This is a genomic window from Paenibacillus sp. GL_099_B (assembly GCF_057835695.1).
In genome coordinates, this window is sequence record NZ_CM174430.1 from 3,749,426 (window position 1) to 3,769,010 (window position 19,585).

Annotated in this window: 15 protein-coding genes; 6 read left to right on the forward strand and 9 right to left on the reverse strand. The window is 42.3% G+C overall.

Annotated features, from left to right (window positions below; translation table 11 throughout):
- Positions 1–1,141: 1,141 nt before the first annotated feature.
- Positions 1,142–1,735 carry a TetR family transcriptional regulator gene (locus AC3ITG_RS17070; RefSeq protein ID WP_489250749.1) on the reverse strand — a complete coding sequence of 198 codons (594 nt, stop codon included), beginning with the start codon at positions 1,733–1,735 and terminating at the stop codon, positions 1,142–1,144.
- Between the two features lie 151 nt (positions 1,736–1,886).
- Here AC3ITG_RS17070 and AC3ITG_RS17075 point away from each other — a divergent pair, with 151 nt between their 5' ends.
- Positions 1,887–2,789, forward strand: coding sequence for a ketopantoate reductase family protein (locus AC3ITG_RS17075; RefSeq protein ID WP_489254482.1), 903 nt, complete (start codon positions 1,887–1,889; stop codon positions 2,787–2,789).
- A 145-nt stretch (positions 2,790–2,934) separates the two neighbouring features.
- Here AC3ITG_RS17075 and AC3ITG_RS17080 read toward each other — a convergent pair whose 3' ends face one another.
- The 7 genes from AC3ITG_RS17080 to AC3ITG_RS17110 form a co-directional block, all read right to left on the reverse strand.
- On the reverse strand, positions 2,935–4,866 hold the full coding sequence (locus AC3ITG_RS17080) for a fructose-1,6-bisphosphatase (protein ID WP_413379220.1): 1,932 nt from the start codon (positions 4,864–4,866) through the stop codon (positions 2,935–2,937).
- 894 nt (positions 4,867–5,760) lie between these two features.
- On the reverse strand, positions 5,761–6,990 hold the full coding sequence (locus tag AC3ITG_RS17085) for an MFS transporter (protein WP_489254483.1): 1,230 nt from the start codon (positions 6,988–6,990) through the stop codon (positions 5,761–5,763).
- Positions 6,991–7,353: 363 nt separating this feature from the next.
- Entirely contained in the window at positions 7,354–7,500 is a 147-nt protein-coding gene (locus tag AC3ITG_RS17090) for a hypothetical protein (RefSeq protein ID WP_413379225.1), read from the reverse strand.
- Positions 7,501–8,019: 519 nt separating this feature from the next.
- Positions 8,020–8,505 carry a MarR family transcriptional regulator gene (locus AC3ITG_RS17095; RefSeq protein WP_489250750.1) on the reverse strand — a complete coding sequence of 162 codons (486 nt, stop codon included), beginning with the start codon at positions 8,503–8,505 and terminating at the stop codon, positions 8,020–8,022.
- A 347-nt stretch (positions 8,506–8,852) separates the two neighbouring features.
- Positions 8,853–10,352, reverse strand: coding sequence for a monooxygenase (locus tag AC3ITG_RS17100; RefSeq protein ID WP_489250751.1), 1,500 nt, complete (start codon positions 10,350–10,352; stop codon positions 8,853–8,855).
- Between the two features lie 717 nt (positions 10,353–11,069).
- Positions 11,070–11,474, reverse strand: a complete 405-nt coding sequence (locus tag AC3ITG_RS17105; RefSeq protein ID WP_489250752.1) for a GNAT family N-acetyltransferase — start codon at positions 11,472–11,474, stop codon at positions 11,070–11,072.
- Between the two features lie 856 nt (positions 11,475–12,330).
- On the reverse strand, positions 12,331–13,251 hold the full coding sequence (locus AC3ITG_RS17110) for a ketopantoate reductase family protein (RefSeq protein WP_489250753.1): 921 nt from the start codon (positions 13,249–13,251) through the stop codon (positions 12,331–12,333).
- 148 nt (positions 13,252–13,399) lie between these two features.
- On the opposite strand from AC3ITG_RS17110, the gene AC3ITG_RS17115 reads away from it, so the two are divergent.
- A complete protein-coding gene (locus tag AC3ITG_RS17115; RefSeq protein WP_489250754.1) occupies positions 13,400–13,951 on the forward strand; it encodes a TetR/AcrR family transcriptional regulator in 552 nt (183 codons plus the stop codon).
- Between the two features lie 591 nt (positions 13,952–14,542).
- Positions 14,543–15,433, forward strand: coding sequence for a hypothetical protein (locus tag AC3ITG_RS17120; protein WP_489250755.1), 891 nt, complete (start codon positions 14,543–14,545; stop codon positions 15,431–15,433).
- A 224-nt stretch (positions 15,434–15,657) separates the two neighbouring features.
- Here AC3ITG_RS17120 and AC3ITG_RS17125 read toward each other — a convergent pair whose 3' ends face one another.
- Entirely contained in the window at positions 15,658–15,861 is a 204-nt protein-coding gene (locus tag AC3ITG_RS17125) for a hypothetical protein (protein ID WP_489250756.1), read from the reverse strand.
- 397 nt (positions 15,862–16,258) lie between these two features.
- Between AC3ITG_RS17125 and AC3ITG_RS17130 the strand changes: the two genes are divergently transcribed.
- The 3 genes from AC3ITG_RS17130 to AC3ITG_RS17140 are packed head-to-tail and all read left to right on the forward strand — an operon-like array spanning position 16,259 to position 19,527.
- The gene (locus tag AC3ITG_RS17130) at positions 16,259–16,933 is read left to right on the forward strand and encodes a response regulator transcription factor (protein WP_489250757.1); all 675 of its coding nucleotides are present in this window, start codon (positions 16,259–16,261) and stop codon (positions 16,931–16,933) included.
- The gene (locus AC3ITG_RS17135) at positions 16,918–18,012 is read left to right on the forward strand and encodes a HAMP domain-containing sensor histidine kinase (protein WP_489250758.1); all 1,095 of its coding nucleotides are present in this window, start codon (positions 16,918–16,920) and stop codon (positions 18,010–18,012) included. Before AC3ITG_RS17130 ends, AC3ITG_RS17135 begins: the two co-directional genes overlap by 16 nt.
- Before the next feature lie 51 nt (positions 18,013–18,063).
- Positions 18,064–19,527: a serine hydrolase domain-containing protein gene (locus AC3ITG_RS17140; RefSeq protein ID WP_489250759.1), complete on the forward strand. Its 1,464-nt coding sequence runs from the start codon at positions 18,064–18,066 to the stop codon at positions 19,525–19,527.
- Positions 19,528–19,585: the final 58 nt, after the last annotated feature.

Here is a 19,585-nt window from a genome sequence, read left to right on the forward strand (position 1 = left end):
CCAGAGATGATTCAGCGGTTATATTTCGCTATTGCTCCATACAAACAACCGCCGTTGTTTATAGAAAAGACTTTGCATGGAGCAGATTGTGGATTTTCCCATCAGTTGAAACCCTCCCTCCCAAAATTATAAATGTAACGCATTCCCAAATATTCGTAATTACTAGTTCTCGACTATTTCCTTCACCGCACAAATACCGCGATAGCTCAAAACCGGTTCAGGGGAGCTTTGGGACATATATTATATTCGTGACCTAGAACTACGACCCCTTTTTCGATGGGGTTATTTTCTTTTTCAGGCTGAACATCTCAATTTTATTGCAATGGTCTTGGTGGTCAAACCCTCGATCCCTCCATCCGCATAGCGGGTGGTTTTTTTGATTCGCGCGTTTCACGTACTCAACTGGCTAAGCCATAATAAAAAAGTCGCTAAAACAGCGACTTAAATGGTAATATTTCCCTGTACCTCGATGCTCCCAAAATGACACAAGTTCCCTACTATCGTTATAGTCTACTCAGAAAATTTCTAAAGCCAAAAGACTGCACTTTGAGATACTGGCCTAATCGATAATAGGAGAATGTTCTTGACCCTCGAAACCTGTATACTACAGGATCTAGCTATCATCGGCTCTTTCTTTGAATCAACATTATTAAGCAATTAAGCTGAAGGGCATATCACACCAAGAATTTCCGCAACTCAAATCGCCTTCTATCTACCAACGGCTCAACCGCTTTTCTTAATAACGCATTTTGGAACTATTCTGTCCATTAGCTTAATGAAGCAGAAATCAATTAATAATTAGTTATTTGTTATCCTCATCTCAGGAAAAAGAATTGTTCACCAAAATAAAAACCTCAATTTTAGCGACTTTTGATACAATTGGTATTTTGTCACGCGACATTATTCCATAACACTTTATTTAGATAATAATCTAATCCGAAATGACACAATGTTTTTGTCCCTCGACACTATCTGTACATTGTACATTGACAAGAAGTTCCCTACTAAAATGACACAAAATACCCTACTTTCATGGAATTATGCCCTTTTATTTTCAACATCATCCATCATTCGTTATGTAGCCAAATGTAAGTGTGTAACTTATGGTACACCATTGTTCCTATCTGACCAGTCTCGTTTTTCATCTGTATTCATCACCATTTACGATGCAGCCCAGGCCGTTCATTACATAGAGACGAACAATGTCTACAAGCTCATCGGTTCGATCCTTTTCCTCGACATTTAACCAATAATGCGCAGCGCCATAGATCGCTGAAGCTGTCATGGCCGCCGCAATTTTTATATGATGCTTGTCCGCCCCATGGTGGGTATCCCCTTTCAAAAAAATGCTTTCTATCGTTTGCTGCAGCATTTTCTTTATTTTTTCATCGACAAGCTTAGCCATCGAATTGGAATCTATTCTGCAGATCCGATAAAAATCTACGATGTATTGATGCGTCAGCAAAATCAACTGGTCACATATTTCATCCGTAAACGCCTGTGCATTCGCCACATGCTCAGGAATCATCTCATGAAAAGCCTGTTCTGTGACTTCGTCAAGTAAAGCATATTTATCTTCAAAATGGGCATAAAAGGTGGCACGGTTAATGGTTGCTTCCTGTGCGATATCTTTGATCGTGATTGCATCAAATCCCCTTCTCCGCAACAATTGTCTGAACGCTGTTCTAATTAACTGTCGTGTACGCAACACCCTCGGATCTTCCTGATTTACCATTACTGTATCTCCTTGTTAAACATCAATTATCACAATGTGTTGCCTATGCAACTTCCCACTAAATCTGCCGGTTGAAATCATAGGCATGCGATATTATTATCTTATCAAACAGGTGTTGCTTAAACAATCTGTGAATAATTCTTTGAAAGGAATGATCATATTGAGCACCAGACCACATAGACTTTTGATATTTGGCGCCGGCGTGATTGGCAGTGTATATGCACTCCGATTCGCACAGTCGGGACTAGACGTCACTATACTTGCACGAGGAAAGAGACTGGAGGCGCTGAAAAGGGATGGACTGAAATACAACGATAATGGAACGATAAAGAAAATATCGATCAAGTCGATAGAAAAGCTTGATAACGAAGACATTTATGATTTCATTTTGGTTCCAGTCCGATATGATCAGGTTGAATCTGCCCTGTCTGCGATCAAGCATAATCGGAGCAAGACCATCGTCACCTTAACCAACACCATTGGATATGATTCTTGGCTTGAAATCGTGGGAGATCGCTTACTTCCGGGCTTCCCTGGTGCCGGTGGAGACATCAAAGAAGATGTTCTATACGCCCAATTCGGTTCCGAAAAACATCAAGGAACCATTTTTGGTGAAATAAATGGACTGACGACCGAGAGAGTGAAAGAGCTTGCCCAAATATTTGAATCGGTGGATTTGCATTATGAAATCCAAAAAGACATTCAAGCATTCCATATTTCGCATACTGCGCTCGCGATCGTTAACAAGCATTTCTATACGAATGACGGAATGGTAGATATAGATACAGCAAGAAGTGTAAGCACTTTAAGCAAGATCGCCGCAGATATTAAACAAAACATTCATCTGGTAGAGCAAGCCGGAATTCCGGTAATCCCACCCGAAACGAAGGAAATGGGAAAATTGACTGACAGCGATATTATTTCCCGTTACCGTCAGATGCTCAGCAATGACTTCATAATTGATGTAAAGCTTGGGAACCACGCCATCAGCCAAAAAGCAGAAATAATGTTATTAGACGAGATGTTTCATAAAATGATATCCTCCAGGCGATGACATCTCATAGGCCTCGTGTTAAATCGCTCTGTAAAAAAAGAAAGGCTCGCACAGGCAGGGTATTATTACTTCCCTGCCCAATACGAGCGTCTACGTCAAATTGCACTCAAACGGTTGATCCGGGTGTGTACTTTTAGCAATCGTTTCATTTCATGTAGCGATATTCTAGTAGATCCTTCAAATTTGAGATTTTCTGCAGCAGCTTCTCCCCGACATTGGTTTCCCTCACCAGCTTCCGCGCCAGTTCTTTGTCCACCAATCTTTTTACAGATAACACGTCCGTTCCGTTACATAAGACATCTTCTTTTGAATTAAATTTCTGATGGGCGACGAGCTGCATGCCAAAGGAATTGTACAACAAGGTATATCCGGCAATGCCCGTTGTGGATTGATAGGCTTTGGAAAAACCGCCGTCAATCACGATCATTTTTCCGTTTGCTTTAACAGGGTTCTCTCCACGACTTTCTTTGACTGGCGTGTGGCCGTTAATGACATGTCCATGATCTGGATTCAAATCAAACTCCAGCAAGATTTTTCGACAGATCTCTTCATTTTCACGTAAATGGTAGTAAGGATTCTTTCTCTCCTTATGTGCTTCTTTATCTTGGATAAAATACCGTTCAAAAGTGGTCATTTCTCTCTTTCCAAAGAGCGAGGAACATTCCCCTGTCCAGATGTACCATACCATATCCGTCGCCAGATCTTCTGTCTCTTCCGGATGCGCATAGGCGTAACGTAAATATTCTTCAAAAACATCAAGCAATTGACGGCCCGCATATGTCTTGTCTTCAATCTGCATTTCTTCCATATTTCCTTCTTCATCCAAAGGAATACAGCCGTGGATTAACAAATTCCCGTTATATTTTAAATAAAGGCTACCCTTTTTCATAAGAAAATTCATATGTCTGGCCAGCTTTTCGGAATGCTGAACGGAGAACAGCAGCTTTTCCATCACCTGGCGTTCTTCCTCCAGCAATTGTTCAGGCTTCTCCGGATTTACGGTTGCGAAACAGGTGTTTTCCAGCAGGTACGTTTTTCCGCAGATGTTGATTTCATTTTTGTCGTAATCAATCTGCTCCAGCAAAAGTCTTTCAGACATATTAAAGTATGGGCGTCTCTTGATAATTGGGATTTCAAGTTTAAACTGGATCATGGCAATGGCTTGGTGAATTTTGGTGATCTGCAGAATTTCCTGCTCCGATACGTTATGGCCAGCCTGTAGCTTAGGTCTGAAGGGCGAATTGTCTTCATAGTATTTCTCCGCCAAGTTTAGCAGGGGGCGTAGATTGATTCCGTATACATCTTCAATGATGTCCAGATTGTCGTATCTGGCGCAGATCCGGATAATATTCGCAAGGCAGACCAGCGAACCCGCGTAGGCACCGATCCAGAGGACATCATGGTTCCCCCACTGAATGTCTACAGAATGGTAGTTGATTAGCGTATCCATAATTTTATCGGGGTCCTGCCCCCGGTCATAGATATCTCCAACCACATGAAGATGGTCAACCACAAGGCGCTGGGTCGTATAAGCAAGGCCGATAATGAGCTTGTCCGCCTGGCCCAAGGATATAATTTGCCGATATATTTCCTCGTAATAAGGATCTTTATTGTTGGTCGAATCCGTCTTGTATAGAAGCTCTTCTACAATATATACATACTGCTCCGGCAGAGCTTTACGCAATTTCGAGCGCGTATACTTGGAAGAGGCATAAGAAATAAGCTTAAGCATTTGTTCAATCGTTTGTCTATACCACTGGTTCAAAGCCTGTTTATTACACAGTTCCCCTATAACCAGCTGTATTTTTTCTTCCGGATAATAAACCAACGCCGCAAAATCATTGATTTCTTGATCCGTCCAAACCTCCCGAAATAATTCTTTGATTTTCTCTTTGACGGTACCTGAACCGTTTCTTAGTACATGCTGAAAAGCCTGGAACTCCCCATGCAAATCACTGACAAAATGCTCGGTTCCCTTCGGGAGATTGGAGATCGCTTCAAGGTTGATGATCTCTGTTATGATTTTTTCTTCCGTATCATATTTCTGGGCCAATAAATCTAGAAACTGCTCATCCAAAACAGATGTCCCCCTTCAAGGAAGTATGGTGATGTATAGGTCAATAAGGCTCGAATATATCGCTCCATATGTGGCATTGATTATATAGGAAATTTCCAAGGACAATCCTTTTGAACAATAGCTAAAAAGAAAAACATTAGTTTTTGGTAACTCTTTACCTGTATGGTTAACAATAAAAATAAAATTATTTATATGGTGATTATCAGCATTGCCTTCCCCCATCATACTCCAGTTTCTCATATATGAACAAATTTCATTAAAGGGATGTATTTTGGAGTTGCTCATTTAAGCCCACTGACTCACGTAATATCCCGTTGCTTAAAACTTTCGATACCCTAACTATAATAGTGATTATGAATGAAACAATGTTCTGAAGTTATTTTGAAATATGAATTGTGTTCTATCTGTCCATAACTTTTGAAAACAGGATTAGGAAAGAAGCGAGTCTAAATTCTCAACCAGCATCATTGGCTCCCCAAAAACTTTGGTCTTCCTTTAAAGCTATAGTACCTCCTGTTAGTTGAACAAAAGGTAGCCGGTCAAGTTAATCGACTGCCTTCTTGGATTTATTGGACTAACGTTTCCCACAAGTTCTTGTCCGTTCCTTGGAACATGAACTTGTTCCGATAAAACAAAAAAGCCGCTAAAATAGCAGCTTCAATGGGAATGTGTTCTTGTCCTCGACATTATTCGTCTTTATTGAAGTTCTTACTGTATTTTTCTATAATCTGAAATGACGAAGCCATCAAAGTTCTCAGCGGCCATTTCCAGCAAAACAACGATCACAATTTTTACCGCTATGAGACTGGAGGCTTAACCACCAGGGAATGAAGAAGAACCGATCACTTCTTCATGGCCGGCTCTTCTCATTAAAATCTTATAAAAATCGCGAAATTATGTCTCTTGTGCAATATGTGTGTTATCCGGCACTTTGTGGTTCATGATCGGAACCATGACCAGTGCGCCAAGAAGAAATAATAATCCTGCACCACCATATATCGTCCCCAGCGAAAAGGCACCCTTTAACGCGCCAGCGAAAGACATGGAAACGACCATCATGCCAACGAACATCGGATTCAGAACCCCATTCACCCGGCCGACAATCGAAGCCTCTGACCATTTCAGAATCATTGTGCTGATCCCAATATGAATGCAAGGGAAAACAAGTCCATTCAGAAATTGAACGGTTAGGGTGAGCGAAACGCTTGTCGAATACCCTACAATGGCTGTGCAGACTGCGCCTGCGATCATACCTATCGCAAGAAGAATCTGCGGCGGAACCCGCTTGGCGAAGACGGCTACGATTCCGCCACCAATCAACATAGCTGCACCATTCACCATTAGCAGATATTGCAGGAACTCCTCGCTTCTGCCCAGCCGCTCCGTTACAATAAACAAGTTGAGCGCTTGGGCTACGCCAACAGCCAGTCCCGCGAGAATAAACGCAAGTCCGAGCATCCGCAGTACTTGGCTTTGCCAAACATAGCGGAAGCCTTCAATGAATTCTTTGAGGAACTGCCCTTTTACAGGGACGGTTTGAGTTTGCATATGATCTTCTGGCAGACGAATAAGAACGAGTGCAGAGAGCAGAAAAACCAAGCCCATGACAGCGATCGATATTTCAAGGCCAAACGTGCTGTAAACGAAGGTTCCGAGCATAGGACCAAGCACCATGAAGATGGCCATCAGCGATTGGAATAGAGCCATCCCTTGCTGGAGCTGTTCTTCCGGCACATGATACTTAAACAAACGCATGCTTGAAGGTTGAGAGAACTGCGAAAGAATAGCTGAGATGAATGCGACAAGGTAAACGGAGTGCCAAGAACCGTAATGTATGGTCAGAAGTACTACGAATACCGATACCGCGGATAATAAATCGCACCAGATCATCGTTCGCTTCGGCCGCCAGCGGTCAGCAAATGTACCTCCGATGAACGAAAAAACAAAAATTGGTGCGAATTCGGCTACGCTGATTAGCGAAATGGCGTATGGATCATTGTTTGTTCTATCCGCAACGTACAGGAGAATAGCGAAATTACGTACCCAAATGCCAACCTGCAGGAGCACACTTGATAATAAAATCGTCTGCAGGAACCGATTGCGAAACAAGCTTGGTGCATTCATGGTTTCTTCGTGCCTATTCAATCTTTTCAACCTCCAATTTGTCCCAAATGATGCCCATTTTGAGTAAGATACGACTCTCCTTTCAATTCCTAATTATACGGACTTCATCATCGTTCACCTCATACTAAAGACTGAATTTTCAGAGTGCGTCTCCCAAAACTAACCTTTTCCTGCCAGGGCTGCACCCCGCTCTTCAAAACAAAAAAAGCCACCATCAAAGATGGCGACTGTGTTGATTATAATGGTGATATTATTCATCTCATACTAATTAGCAGAGAGCACTTCATCTTTAGTTGCTAACACTGTTGGAGTCTTTTGATTCCGTTGACTTTCGCACCTATCTTCTGCATAGTAAGGTCTCACTTATTTAATAACTTCAACCTTTTTATCCCCTGCTGACTTCGCTACCTCTAACGTTGTATTACCTTGGATAGCGACGATCACGCCAGTAGCCAGCATAGAAACGATTAAAGCTGCGCTGAGGGCTTTGGAAATTTTCTTCTTGACCATAACCATACCTCCGATATCTAATTACTTAGACTTCACTAATCAATTACAATATTTCACTTTTTATGTTGGGTAATCCACCTGGTGATTGTATTATAACGTACTGACAATGATTGTAAAAGAATTTTTTCCTTGTGTTCAAATAAAACAAATTAGACTCGGAAAATAAAGTTGTAGACTAAGCAAAGGCACCTTTGACTGCATCGTTATATTCTAATGCAACTGTCGTACGGTTGCCCTCTATTGTGACTGGATATGCGAGTGGATTTTCCGTGTCGCCTTAACGAAACAACATCCAGTTCGCGCAATCACCAACCCGCTTCTCCAGCTCAATGCGAAGCTTAGACGGCTGGTTTACATCTATTGCAAAAATATCTTGATGATCATTTCCTTCAAGAGTTCCGGTAGACTAAGATTTCTTGGGTTATGTCTAATTCGAGGGGTAATATCACTGAGATAAAAAGCTGCTAACTTAGCAGCTCTATGGGCATTTATTTTATCAACGATTCAGGCGTATATCTTTCAATAATCCCACTCTTTTAAATCCTGGATGAACTTGCTCGCAAAAACAAGTTCATCAGCTGTATATTTATCTAGAAAATTCATGAATCGTTCTTCAATTTCTTGATGGACTCGATTATGGATAACATAAACTTTTTGTCCTTTTGAAGTCAAACTATAGTAGACTTCTTTTTTATTGTCATTAATCTGCTGTCTTTTAATCAAGGCCAGTTTTAGAAGTTTTTTGCTAATTCTTGTGATGGACCCTTTGGTTAATCCCGTTTTTTCTGAAATGGAGGTGACATTAATCGGTGAGAAATCTCCGATACATGCGATGAGGTGAATCTCCGACAAGGTCAAATTCACCTTTTCGCCAAATTCCTTTTCGAATTTATGTAGTTCCTCACTCATTCTGACGGATAACTTGCTTTCCCTTACGTCCTGTTGACTCATAAGATGAATAAAGCTTTTAAAAATCCATTGTTTAGAATGATCCATTGGCTGCATTTTCTTTGGTCTCCTCTATTCGCGTATCTCTCCTCATTATACATAATTGTTTCGCAAAAAACATTTGATACGCTTATTTTTGGAAACTTGTAGACCAAAGTATCCATGAAATAATGGGATTAGTTGCTTCCAAGGCTTTGAACAACTTGGGTGGGACTCATCACGGCTAAGGCTAATTTCCCCGCGTTGAAATTTGCGCCCCAAAACGTAGCTGACATCGCGAGTGTAAAGTAAGAAAACGGAACGTTTCTCATATCAACATCTCACATAGAAAAAGCCCGGAAAGCGATGATTCAGAGGCTTCCGGACATTTTTTGTTTCTCACAAAACAATAAGAGTAAAAAAAGTTACCCTTTGCTGATGCTCTTAATACCTTCCTTAATACTTTGTTCCAGTTCACTGTCTTGATCGGAAATTGCCCATGCGATATATCCATCCGGACGAATCATTGCTGTGTGCACATTGTTCCAGTCCAGGGCTGGTTCCGCCAATATTGCAGTAACACATGTGAAATGCTGATTGGGCAAACGACGAGTGATGCCTTCCACGAGTTGATCATTAACGAGATTTAGCAATATGTATTTGCCTTCCCGGAAAAGTTCGTAACTGCTGAAGATATCGCCGTTATTCTTGCGCAGTTTGATCTCTGCCAGTCTGCGACCATTTAACGGATGTTCAGAAACAGTATCTGGCACTGTATAGCCAACATCCACAGCTGCAATTTGACTCGCTAAGCGGTAGTTAGCTTCCGGAATTTCCAATAAGTTGGATATCAATCTCCGCAGATCGATCGTAGTCGATGAAAAATCGTTACCAAATAGCAGCGTTTGTACACGTGTATTCTTAAGCAATGCTGAATTGACGGGAAAACGCTCTTCATGGTAACTATCGAGCAACCCTTCTGGTGCCCATCCTTTCACTTCCGCAGCCAATTTCCAACCGAGATTCAAGGCCTCTTGCAGTCCCACATTCATACCTTGACCTCCGGCAGGGAAATGAATATGAGCAGCATCCCCTGCAAGGAATATTCTTCCCTCCCTGTAGCGGTCAGCTTGTCGGGTAGCATTGCCAAAGCGAGTCATCCAGTACGGATCTGAAATCCCATAGTCGTCCCCTAACATGCGGAGCATTCCTGAGCGTAGTTCCTCCAGCGTGACCGGTGTGTCCTTAGGAATAGATTTTCGATCCGGATCGATAAAAACTACACGATGCAACTCTTTAGACACAGGAACGATCATGATCATTCCGTTCTCGTCAAAGCTGGAAACGACATTCGTTGCAGGTGGGCGTTTAAGCACAACATCGCCTTGGACCGAAGTAAGTGTTGTATCCGTTCCGTTAAAGGGAATGTTCGCCTGTTTACGTACAATGCTTCCGGCTCCATCTGCACCAACCACATATGCTGCTGTTAATGTCATTTCGCCTTCAGTTCCAGTGGCTACCACTTCAACATATTCTGAATTTGGTGAGATGGACGATACTTCCGTTCCTCGCCGTATTTCCGCACCTAGCTCTCTGGCTCTGCGCTCCAGTATCTTTTCGGTTTCGGATTGGGCAATAAACAATGAATAATTCGATGAAGAGTCGATGACCGTAAAGTCCAACCGAGTTTCCAAGCCTGCAAAATGCCCGGTCGGCAACGGTTTCCCGATTTTCAACAATTCCGATTTTAAACCGCGCAAGTCCAGCATTTCTATTGTACGAGGATGGATACTAAGTGCCCTAGAGTATGGGGTGGTATCTTCTAATTTCTCCAAAATACAAACCTTGACGTCCGCCAAAGCGAGTTCCCCTGCCAACATCATGCCGACAGGTCCCCCGCCGATAATAATCACATCATAATTCATTTTCATATTTCTCCTCTCTTAGTTGGAAATCGATGCAATTGCATCCAATTTAGCAAAGACTTACTTTGCCTGAAACAGATAGTCATCCTTCTCAAGTAGCTCGCCTTATTCGTTTAATGCAACTCGTCCGGAAATAAAAGCTAACGAAGAAGCGGTAATGACGATTTGTGAAATGAGATCTGCCGCTGTTTGTGTGAGGATCTCGGATTTATTCTTTTCATGCGCTGCCTCCTTATTTTTTTTGTTTTACACATAACAAAAACTATGTATTGTTTTGTATGAAACAAAATTATAGTATCATCAATATTAGATTTAAACAATATGAATTTTGCGAATTGTTTTGATTGAAACAATATTATCTAAAATGATGAAATAATATTCTAGGCTTTTGACTTGCATTCTTTCCCTCGGCATGGAAACAGTTTTTGGTACCTTGAAACAGAATAAGCCGCTAAAATAGCGACTTCATTGGGAATATGTTCTTGTCCCTTAACACACTTTCTCTTAAAGCACAAAATTTGTACTATCCTGCCGATAGCTTAATGAATATCACTCTAATATAATATTCCCGTTCTCTACCATCCCTATAGGTATACAAAAAGGATCGTCAGCATTTCTGCAACGATCTCTATTGTCAGTCCCTTAGCTGAAAACAACAGCTGATCACTTTGAAGTCTTCTTCTTAGTTTTATTGAGCTAACGTTCCCCGTTAGTTCATCATATCAACTCTGAGATAAACATTGGTGTAGCTCCATCCTCTGTATTAAAGCCACATTTATTATAAAAATCCACTGCATGAGGATAAGAAATTAATACTTTTGTTTTACACCCTTTATATCTATCAAGCATTATATTCATCATTTCCTTACCTATACCTATACTCTGATAACTCGGATTAATAAGCATATAATGAAAATATACCGTTAAAACACCATCTGACAAAGCATTTATTAAACCGACAAGTTTTGCTCCTTCCCAAGCGGTAACAATTGAATGAGACCCTGCGATTGCTTGTAAAAGCTCGTCTGGATACTTGCCAGACTCCCATTCTACCGAAAGAAATAACTCTTGGAGTGCATCCTTAGTGATATCCCCTTTGCTTGAAGCGTAATAAATACTCACCCTTATACCTTCCTTTCATAAAACTAACTACGGCACAACATCTGTTTTAAACTCCCATATTTCGATGGTTTTGCAACCCGTACGTAGCCATAAAATAATACCGACAAAGCAATTTCGGATTTCTCAAAGTGAATAATCACTTTATTTACCTCAATATACTATTAAAAATATGTATAGAAAATGGATTAACTGAAGTGCAATTTGTATTTATTTACATTAGAGATTCATGAAAATACTTCTTTTTACTTAAGCAGACTAATCCTAAGAGGCTTATCGTGTTAATCTGCCCGCTAGTTCAATGAGATAGAGGAGCAGTATCGTCCGGGTCTGAACCAGCTGATCCCCTTACTTCCCCATCAAGCTATAACCGCCACCACTCCATTTAACTGGCGAATCAACTGCTCACAGCGGATCGGCGTAACGCCTCCCAGATCATCTTCTCCGGATAGGGCAGCAACATACCGCCAAATTCTTCCTTGCTTCGGATCAGTTTGACCTTCATATCGCGCACCTTCATTGATTAGTTATACATTTCTCACAGGAAAAATTTCATGATATGTACGCATATATTTCCTTCCAGAACCGTTCATCGTCCAATCGGTTTTCAACCTATTCCTATACCAAATGTTCAGCCTTACGTGTTTCTGAAGCTTTATCATTTGAGTTAGACATAGTGCAGGTGACAAATAACCGACTGACTTCCTTTCCTTCCCAACTGGGGCAAAACGGAAAATTGATATTCTGTGAAAATAAAGTTTTAGAATAGGTCCAATAAATAAAGCGGCGACAGAACAAGACTTGATAAATAAAGTCTTAGACTGCCGCTGTTGTTGTTCAATTATCGTTTCCCGTTAGTTTAGTCAAGGATTACCGATTTGATATCATTTTGACTTAAAAATTTCATTAAATCATTACTTAGCTGCACAATCTCATTGTTAGCATTATTCGCATAATCCGGCAACATCATATCCCTTACCATTTTAGTTCGTAGCCATGTCATAAAGAAAAGATCCAAAAATATGTTTGGAATTTTAAGTACCATTCTAAGCATTGGTGGATCAATTGAAACGCCAGCTTTTTGTATTGCCCTTAGATGCGCTTTTAAAGTGACTGTTATTTTGCGTGCCGTCTTTCTGGTTCTGGCAGTGTTATTGTCAATGATCTTATTCTCAGAATGCAAAAAGCTTAACATGGCAATGTCTGATACGGAATGTGTGATTAGATACGCTTGCATATCCTTTTTAATAACGTAAGGAAGCTTTGCTGTTTTAAATAATGTTGCGAGGTTTTCTATACGTTCTGTCACTACACCATTAATTTCTCCAAAAGCAGTTGCCGCTATAAACTTTGGTAGAAATCGAGCATGCAATACTCCATCTTTAATCTGTCCGCCGAAGCCTGGAAAAGCTGGTAAAAGTCTATCCCCTACGATATCCAGCCACGAAGAAAATCCAATTGAATTACTAGTCATCGTAATTATATTTTTGCTTTGATTATCTTTTAGCGCTAACAACGCTGATTCGGACCGATCATAACGAACGGTAACGAAAATAAAATCGTATATATCGTCATTTTCGAGCGTATCAATGACATTCACTTGTATCGATCTAACTGTATCTTTTTCTTTATATTGCAGGCCATTTTCTCTTAATGATTTAAATCTATTAGAATGTGCAAACAGGGTAACGTCGAACCCTGCTTCAATAAGCTTAATGGCGTACATGCTCCCGATGACACCTGCACCAAAAATTAAAATTCTATCTTGTTTTGCTGACATATAAACCACCCCTACTTATTAGCATTTCCTTTTGATTACCCAACAACATGTTGTATGATGTGATTGTAAATCTTTATTATTCCTTGATCAACCATCAGATTTTCATGATTTGTCGGATGATATTCTTATTCGCTAGTAGGAGGAAAACATGAAAAAGCAACCCCAAATAACGGAGAAAACAAGACAACAGTTTGTAGAAGTTTTTTGTGAGTTATATAGCCAAAAGCCAATTGAGAAAATTTCGGTTCAGGAAATTGCGAATAAGTCAGGATATAACCGCAGCACCTTTTATCAATACTTTACTGACATTTACGAATTGTTAGACTCTGTTGAAAATGACTTATTCAATGACATGAAAAAAGAAATGGCGAATAAAGAGCTCTCGATGAATATGGTTCAAGATACGCTTTATTGTCTGGATAACAGAGAACACCTCCTGGTTCTGAATGCCCTTTTGGGTGATTATGGAAGTGCACGTTTTTTAAAACGCTTAAAAAAAGAAATCACTTTACATCAATTGGAATTAAACGTTCCGCAAAACCATTCCTTAACGCCATACTTCATTGAGTTTTACCTGACAACTTCTCTTTCTTTATTCCGTCTTTGGATCCAGCGTCAAAAGGATTTATCATCAGAAGAATTTTTCAAGTTAGTAGAGAACCTATATTCAAGAGGGATTACGCCCTATTCTAAAGAATGAGTCTGTCATTCAAACCAAATCCATATGTTATATAACAATAAAAAAGCGCGCATAAGTTGTTCACAAAATATATCCCATAAAGACTGACCTAACCTACTCTTAAGGGTCCGCATTCTTTAAATACAGACTTCTGCAAGTTTTTCTTCAGAGAAATTGCCTCTATTTGTGCTACGGTTCTCCGCGCTGTCTGTGACGGCAAGTTAAAGGCCATCCTTCGCCGGATGGCCCTGATTTTGATTTCGCTTTATACAATTATCGTTCTCCGATAGGTTGATGTAGTTTTTTCTCTCATTTTCTTAAGAAAGGCTTCTTCGAGATATTCTTTTAATCCATCACATTGACCTTTTATCAGTCAGATATCACTATTGATCTGCTCCTTGTTTTGAATTGATTATCTACAGTAGACAACGTATAGGTGATAAAATATAGACAAGAATTTCTGGAGGTGAAGGTGTGTATGGCTAAATATAAAGTTAATAGAAATTTGAACTTTTTAGTACGGCACCTAGATTGTGATAACGCTCACAACTATTCATCTTTCCCTTATCAAATATATGCTTTTAAATTATCTCCCTCAGGAGGGCCATGCCAATGAGGGATGCTGCGGAGGATCAACAGAAGCACGGGCAGCAAAAACATATTGAGACGATGCCGTTGTTCTCCACCATGGACAGGAACGGAAGGATGACTATGCTCCGGCCGGGACGTCGTGTCGGACGTGCGGCTCCGATACTGCCATGGCTGCTCACAGCTGCTACACTGTGGGCAATGACAGGCTCCGTTCCGTTCGGAGCACTGCTCGGTCTGGCGCCGACACCCGCGATCAGCATTTTCCTCGGTCATCCGGTCACGGTGAGCATTGCCGTGGTGCTGCTGCTTGTCGCGATCGGTGCAACCGGTGGAGTGTACTCGCGAGCGGTCGAGCAGTTCGGACAGACCAGGGTCGCCGGCCTTTTCGCGACACTAGCGATCGCAGGAGGGCTGGTTACAGGGGCGGGAGTCCTCCTGCTCTGGACGCTGACAAGCAATCCGGCGCGGCCCTTCGACATCGCAGCCATAGCGACGTCGCCGACGATCCCGCCAGAGCTCGGCGCCATCGTCGGAGCTGGCTTCGCCCTTATGGCGGCTATCATGCTCGTACAGTTACCCGGCTCAATCGCCCACGCCGCGCGACGTCAGGCGGACATCCAGCGCCTCCGCTTGGAGGGTTCGTCATTCGCAGGGACATTGACTGCCGTGAACTTCACTAACCGCTGGCTCTTCAATTTCCCGATGTTCACGGTCGAGGTAAGCTATATCGTCGACGATGCTCCTATTATCGTCTCAGCGCACATGCGTACCAGCGCCGATCGCGTTCCCGTCGTTGGCTCGCGCATACTGGTGCTGACCGATGTTCGCGGAACCACCCATGTGGAGCTAGACTTGTCCAATGGAGTGGTATTTGAGCCGGACGTAACGAAGTACGCCGCACCGGAATATTGATTTTACGCCTCTGATGCAGCGTGAGTCCGCGTGGCCTTCCTCAACACTCCAATATTTTTGAACTCACTTGTGGTACGGCTCAGCTTAAGTTCTTGACACAATGTGCTTGTCCTCAGATTGGGACATGAACTTGGTTCCTTAAAACAAAAAAGCCGCTATAATAGCGACTTTGAATGGAACAATGTGTTTGTCTCGCGACACCATTCATTCTTTACTTTTTTCTACTACTTCTTCTTTTTTCTGAAGAAATCGAACTTGATCACATAATCAAAAAGAGACGTAATTACAACAACTCCAAGTGGAAACAATGAATAAACCCAAAACGGATTATTTGGAGCTTCACCAGGGGGGGCATCAGTTAAAAAAACATAAAGAACAACACAATAAATTATGGCCACTACAATACCAGTTATGTTTCTATTTTTCATAGCTGTTTTCCACCTCTTGTTCATAGAAATTCAAAGTATTGTATCTTCCACCCAAGAATATTACAACCCATATTTGGAATAATTCCCTCTATTTAATATTCTATAATATCGATTGTATAAATACTAGTTTCTGTGAACCCAGGCTTCCGCCTCAACTCCGCACCTCATCAACCGCTGCAAGACTTCTACAGAGTTAAGTTTATCGAAGACGGCCTTTTTCACGTAAACCTGCTGGAAGAATTGATGGGACCTTTTTCTATTCCATCAAAACGTTGTACCTATTCCCCAAGTACTTATTGATTTCTGAATAAAAAATCCTATTTCAATGGAGATTACATTGCTTGAAGTTTTTTGCTATGCTGAATGCAAACATTTAGATATGGGAGACAGAGCATTAATGCCTAAAATACTGATCGTGGACGATGAAGCAGATCTTCGAAAGTTGCTGACCGATTACTTTGAAATAAACGGATATTCCGTCATGACGGCCAAGGACAGCCGGGAGGCGCTGCGGAAAGTGGAACAACAACCCGATCTCGTTTTGCTAGATATCAACATGCCTGAGCAGAACGGCCTTCAATTGTGCGAGAAAATTCGTGACTTCGTCTCTTGCCCAATCTTATTTTTAACGGCTCGAATCGAAGATGCAGATAAAATAGCCGGATTTCGGGCCGGAGGCGATGACTATATCCTGAAACCTTTCAGTATTCACGAACTGGGGGCCAGGGTCGAAGCGCATATGCGCAGGGAACAGCGAATCCAAAGCAAATCCTCGGTAAGGTTTAACGAAGACTTGGTCATTGACTATACAGCCCGGGAACTCTACTACCGGGAGAAGCGAATTCCTCTGGCCAAAAAAGAGTTCGACATTATCGAATTGCTGTCCATGCATCCCGGCATGGTGTTCGAAAAAGAACGCATGTACGAAACTATTTGGGGCATGGACAATCAAGGCGACAGCAGCGTGATCGCGGAGCATATCCGGCGTATTCGCTCCAAATTAAAGGAATACAGCTGCGATAACCGAATCGAAACAGTTTGGGGAGTCGGATACAAATGGCCAAGCTCATGAATAGGCTGCCGCTTAAGCGATTTAGCTTATTGCAATCTTTTATCCTGTTGTGCGTGGTCACGCTCATTGCTGTGCTGGTCGTCATAACCATGGAGTTCTCCTGGGCAGAGAACCTGCGGCTGCGTTTTGGAGAAACGGATTGGGTGCTGCCCTCCCTTGTCGCGGCTGTTCTGCTAACCGTGGCCACAGGAATTGTCACTATGGCAGTTCTATTTTACAGATGGAAACTAAAACGTCCGCTGGAGCTATTAAAGCAAGCATCCGAAAGCATTTCGGCCAACGATCTAAGCTTCAGAATCTCCTATGACAGCCGGGACGAGATGGGCGAGTTAATCGCGGTATTTGAAAACATGCGCTCACAGTTGGAGAAAAACGTAAAGACGCTCTGGCGTTCGGTTGAGGAGCGGAAGCAGCTCAATGCGATTTTTGCCCATGATCTGAGAACCCCCCTGTCGGTGTTAAAAGGAAACGCTGAGTTTCTCGCCACTTATCTGCCTGAGAAGAAGTTATCGGAAGAAAAGGTGCTGGACCTGATCCATACCATGAACCTTCACATCTTGCGTCTGGAGAGCTATGCGGAGGCCATGAACTCGATTCAGAGACTGGAAGATGTCCTGTTGAACTTCAAGTCGATGGATACGATCTCATTGACGACTTTACTGGATAGCAGCGGCGAACAAATAGCAAGGCAGTTCGGTATACGCTTCGTCTCTTCTTTGAAATATGATAATGCCTCAATACATGTGGATCCCTATCTTGTCATGCAGATTTTCGAAAATGTGGTCGCCAATGGGGTGAGATACGCATCCAGTCAAGTGAACGTTTGTTATGACCTTCAGGAAGGCACGATGAAAATTACCGTTTCAGACGACGGTCCTGGTTTCTCGGACGAAGCCCTGGTTAAGGCTGTACTCCCTTTTTACCGTGGCGAAGTGTGGGATTCGTCCGAACATCGCGGGTTGGGTCTTTACATTTGCAAGGTGTTTTGCGAAAAACACGAAGGAAGTCTCCAGGTCGCAAACGGACCTCACGGCGGCGGAAGCGTGACGGTAAGTATTGGGACCCAAGTTGATAAATAGTTGAAAATTATCTGATAGCATTTCCTTATCTTGAATTCAAGGAGTGTTATCATGTTAAAACTGAGAAAAAGAATGTATATCACAATTAGCTGTTTATTGTTGTTATTTACCATGTGGGGAACCCCCGTATCCGCCAATGCAGCCAGAGACAGGACAGAAGTCTTGCAGGAGATCGACGAATATATGAATCGGACCATGAAAGCCAATCACATTAAAGCTGCTTCACTGGCGATTGCCAATAACGATGAGGTCTTCTACGCAAAAGGCTACGGGACATTCGCGGATGGTCAAAGCGTTACGGGAGACACCCCTTTTCCTATTGCTTCGTTAAGTAAGTCCTTTACCGCATTGGCCGTTCTGCAGCTGGCGGAAAAAGGCATGATTGATCTGGATGCGACTTACGCTTCCTATTTTCCAGAGCTTTCTCCTCAGGATCCCCGTGTTCTTGACATCACGATCCGTCATTTATTGAATCAGACCAGTGGTCTCAATGACAAAGTAAATCCCGATATGACGAGAAATCCGCAATTCCAATCGCTGAATGAGACGAACCGATTATTAAACAAGATTCAACTTGCTCATAGCCCCGGAACAGCATACAGCTATCATAATCCCAATTACGTATTGCTGGCGAACCTCGTGGAGAGCGTCAGCGGTGAGTTCTTTTCAGATTACCTGAAAAAACATATTTTTGAACCGTTAGGAATGAACCATACCTTTAGCGTCACCACGACGCAGCAAATCTATGAAAATAAAACTATTCCGCTAGGGCATTACTTGAGTTTGGGACGTTCCATAGGTCAATCGGAACCGCTTTGGTTCATTGACGGTCCCGCTGGCATCGCTTCAACCGCGGAGGACATGTCCCTATGGATGCTTGCCCAATATCATGGCAGCTTGCTTTCCCCTGCGTTGATGAAACAATATCATACAGCTGGAGCCATCGGTCCGTACGGTATAGGCTGGCTTGCAGACCAAGACGAGTCCGGCCGGCGAACGATCTCCCATAGCGGCATTTTCTGGACGTACAAGTCGGAAGAAATGGTTTATTTGGACGATCAGTTGGGTATAGCGGTGATGTTTAATTCCGGATTAAACGCTTTTGTGAATTACTCGGCTTTTATCGATGGAATCGCGAATATTATGAGGGGTGAGAAGCCCACAATCTCTTTTCTGAACGGCCGAAATATGGAAACGATCATGATTGCGCTGATCCTCGCTACGCTTATATGGGGCGTGTATGCCTATTTTCACATCCGTCGGAGGAACAAACGCCTAACGATCAGCAAATTGATTCTAATAATTGTCGGAAGGCTGATCCCGATTCTAGTTCTCTTGTCCCTATCCCCTCTGGTGACGTTTATCGGCGGAGGACGTGTGCTGCCTTGGTTCGGCATCTGGACTACCCTGTCGTCTCCAATCATATGGCTTGTTGTATGGTCGTTAGTCAATTTCGTACATTTGGCTTGCTATTATTACATCTATGTTGAGAACAAAAAGAACGGCTATGCATAGCCGTTTCAATTTCTCAAAATAAACAAAAGTGCTACTCCTCAAAAATGATGAGGAGTAG

Coding starts and splice junctions, on each gene's coding strand:
- AC3ITG_RS17070 (WP_489250749.1), bottom strand. CDS start 1,735: ATGGTAAATCAGGAAGATCCGAGGGTGTTGCGTACACGACAGTTAATT.
- AC3ITG_RS17125 (WP_489250756.1), bottom strand. CDS start 15,861: ATGAAAAATAGAAACATAACTGGTATTGTAGTGGCCATAATTTATTGT.
- AC3ITG_RS17110 (WP_489250753.1), bottom strand. CDS start 13,251: ATGTCAGCAAAACAAGATAGAATTTTAATTTTTGGTGCAGGTGTCATC.
- AC3ITG_RS17130 (WP_489250757.1), top strand. CDS start 16,259: ATGCCTAAAATACTGATCGTGGACGATGAAGCAGATCTTCGAAAGTTG.
- AC3ITG_RS17085 (WP_489254483.1), bottom strand. CDS start 6,990: ATGAATGCACCAAGCTTGTTTCGCAATCGGTTCCTGCAGACGATTTTA.
- AC3ITG_RS17115 (WP_489250754.1), top strand. CDS start 13,400: ATGAAAAAGCAACCCCAAATAACGGAGAAAACAAGACAACAGTTTGTA.
- AC3ITG_RS17075 (WP_489254482.1), top strand. CDS start 1,887: ATGATCATATTGAGCACCAGACCACATAGACTTTTGATATTTGGCGCC.
- AC3ITG_RS17135 (WP_489250758.1), top strand. CDS start 16,918: ATGGCCAAGCTCATGAATAGGCTGCCGCTTAAGCGATTTAGCTTATTG.
- AC3ITG_RS17095 (WP_489250750.1), bottom strand. CDS start 8,505: ATGCAGCCAATGGATCATTCTAAACAATGGATTTTTAAAAGCTTTATT.
- AC3ITG_RS17100 (WP_489250751.1), bottom strand. CDS start 10,352: ATGAATTATGATGTGATTATTATCGGCGGGGGACCTGTCGGCATGATG.
- AC3ITG_RS17140 (WP_489250759.1), top strand. CDS start 18,064: ATGTTAAAACTGAGAAAAAGAATGTATATCACAATTAGCTGTTTATTG.
- AC3ITG_RS17090 (WP_413379225.1), bottom strand. CDS start 7,500: ATGGTCAAGAAGAAAATTTCCAAAGCCCTCAGCGCAGCTTTAATCGTT.
- AC3ITG_RS17120 (WP_489250755.1), top strand. CDS start 14,543: ATGAGGGATGCTGCGGAGGATCAACAGAAGCACGGGCAGCAAAAACAT.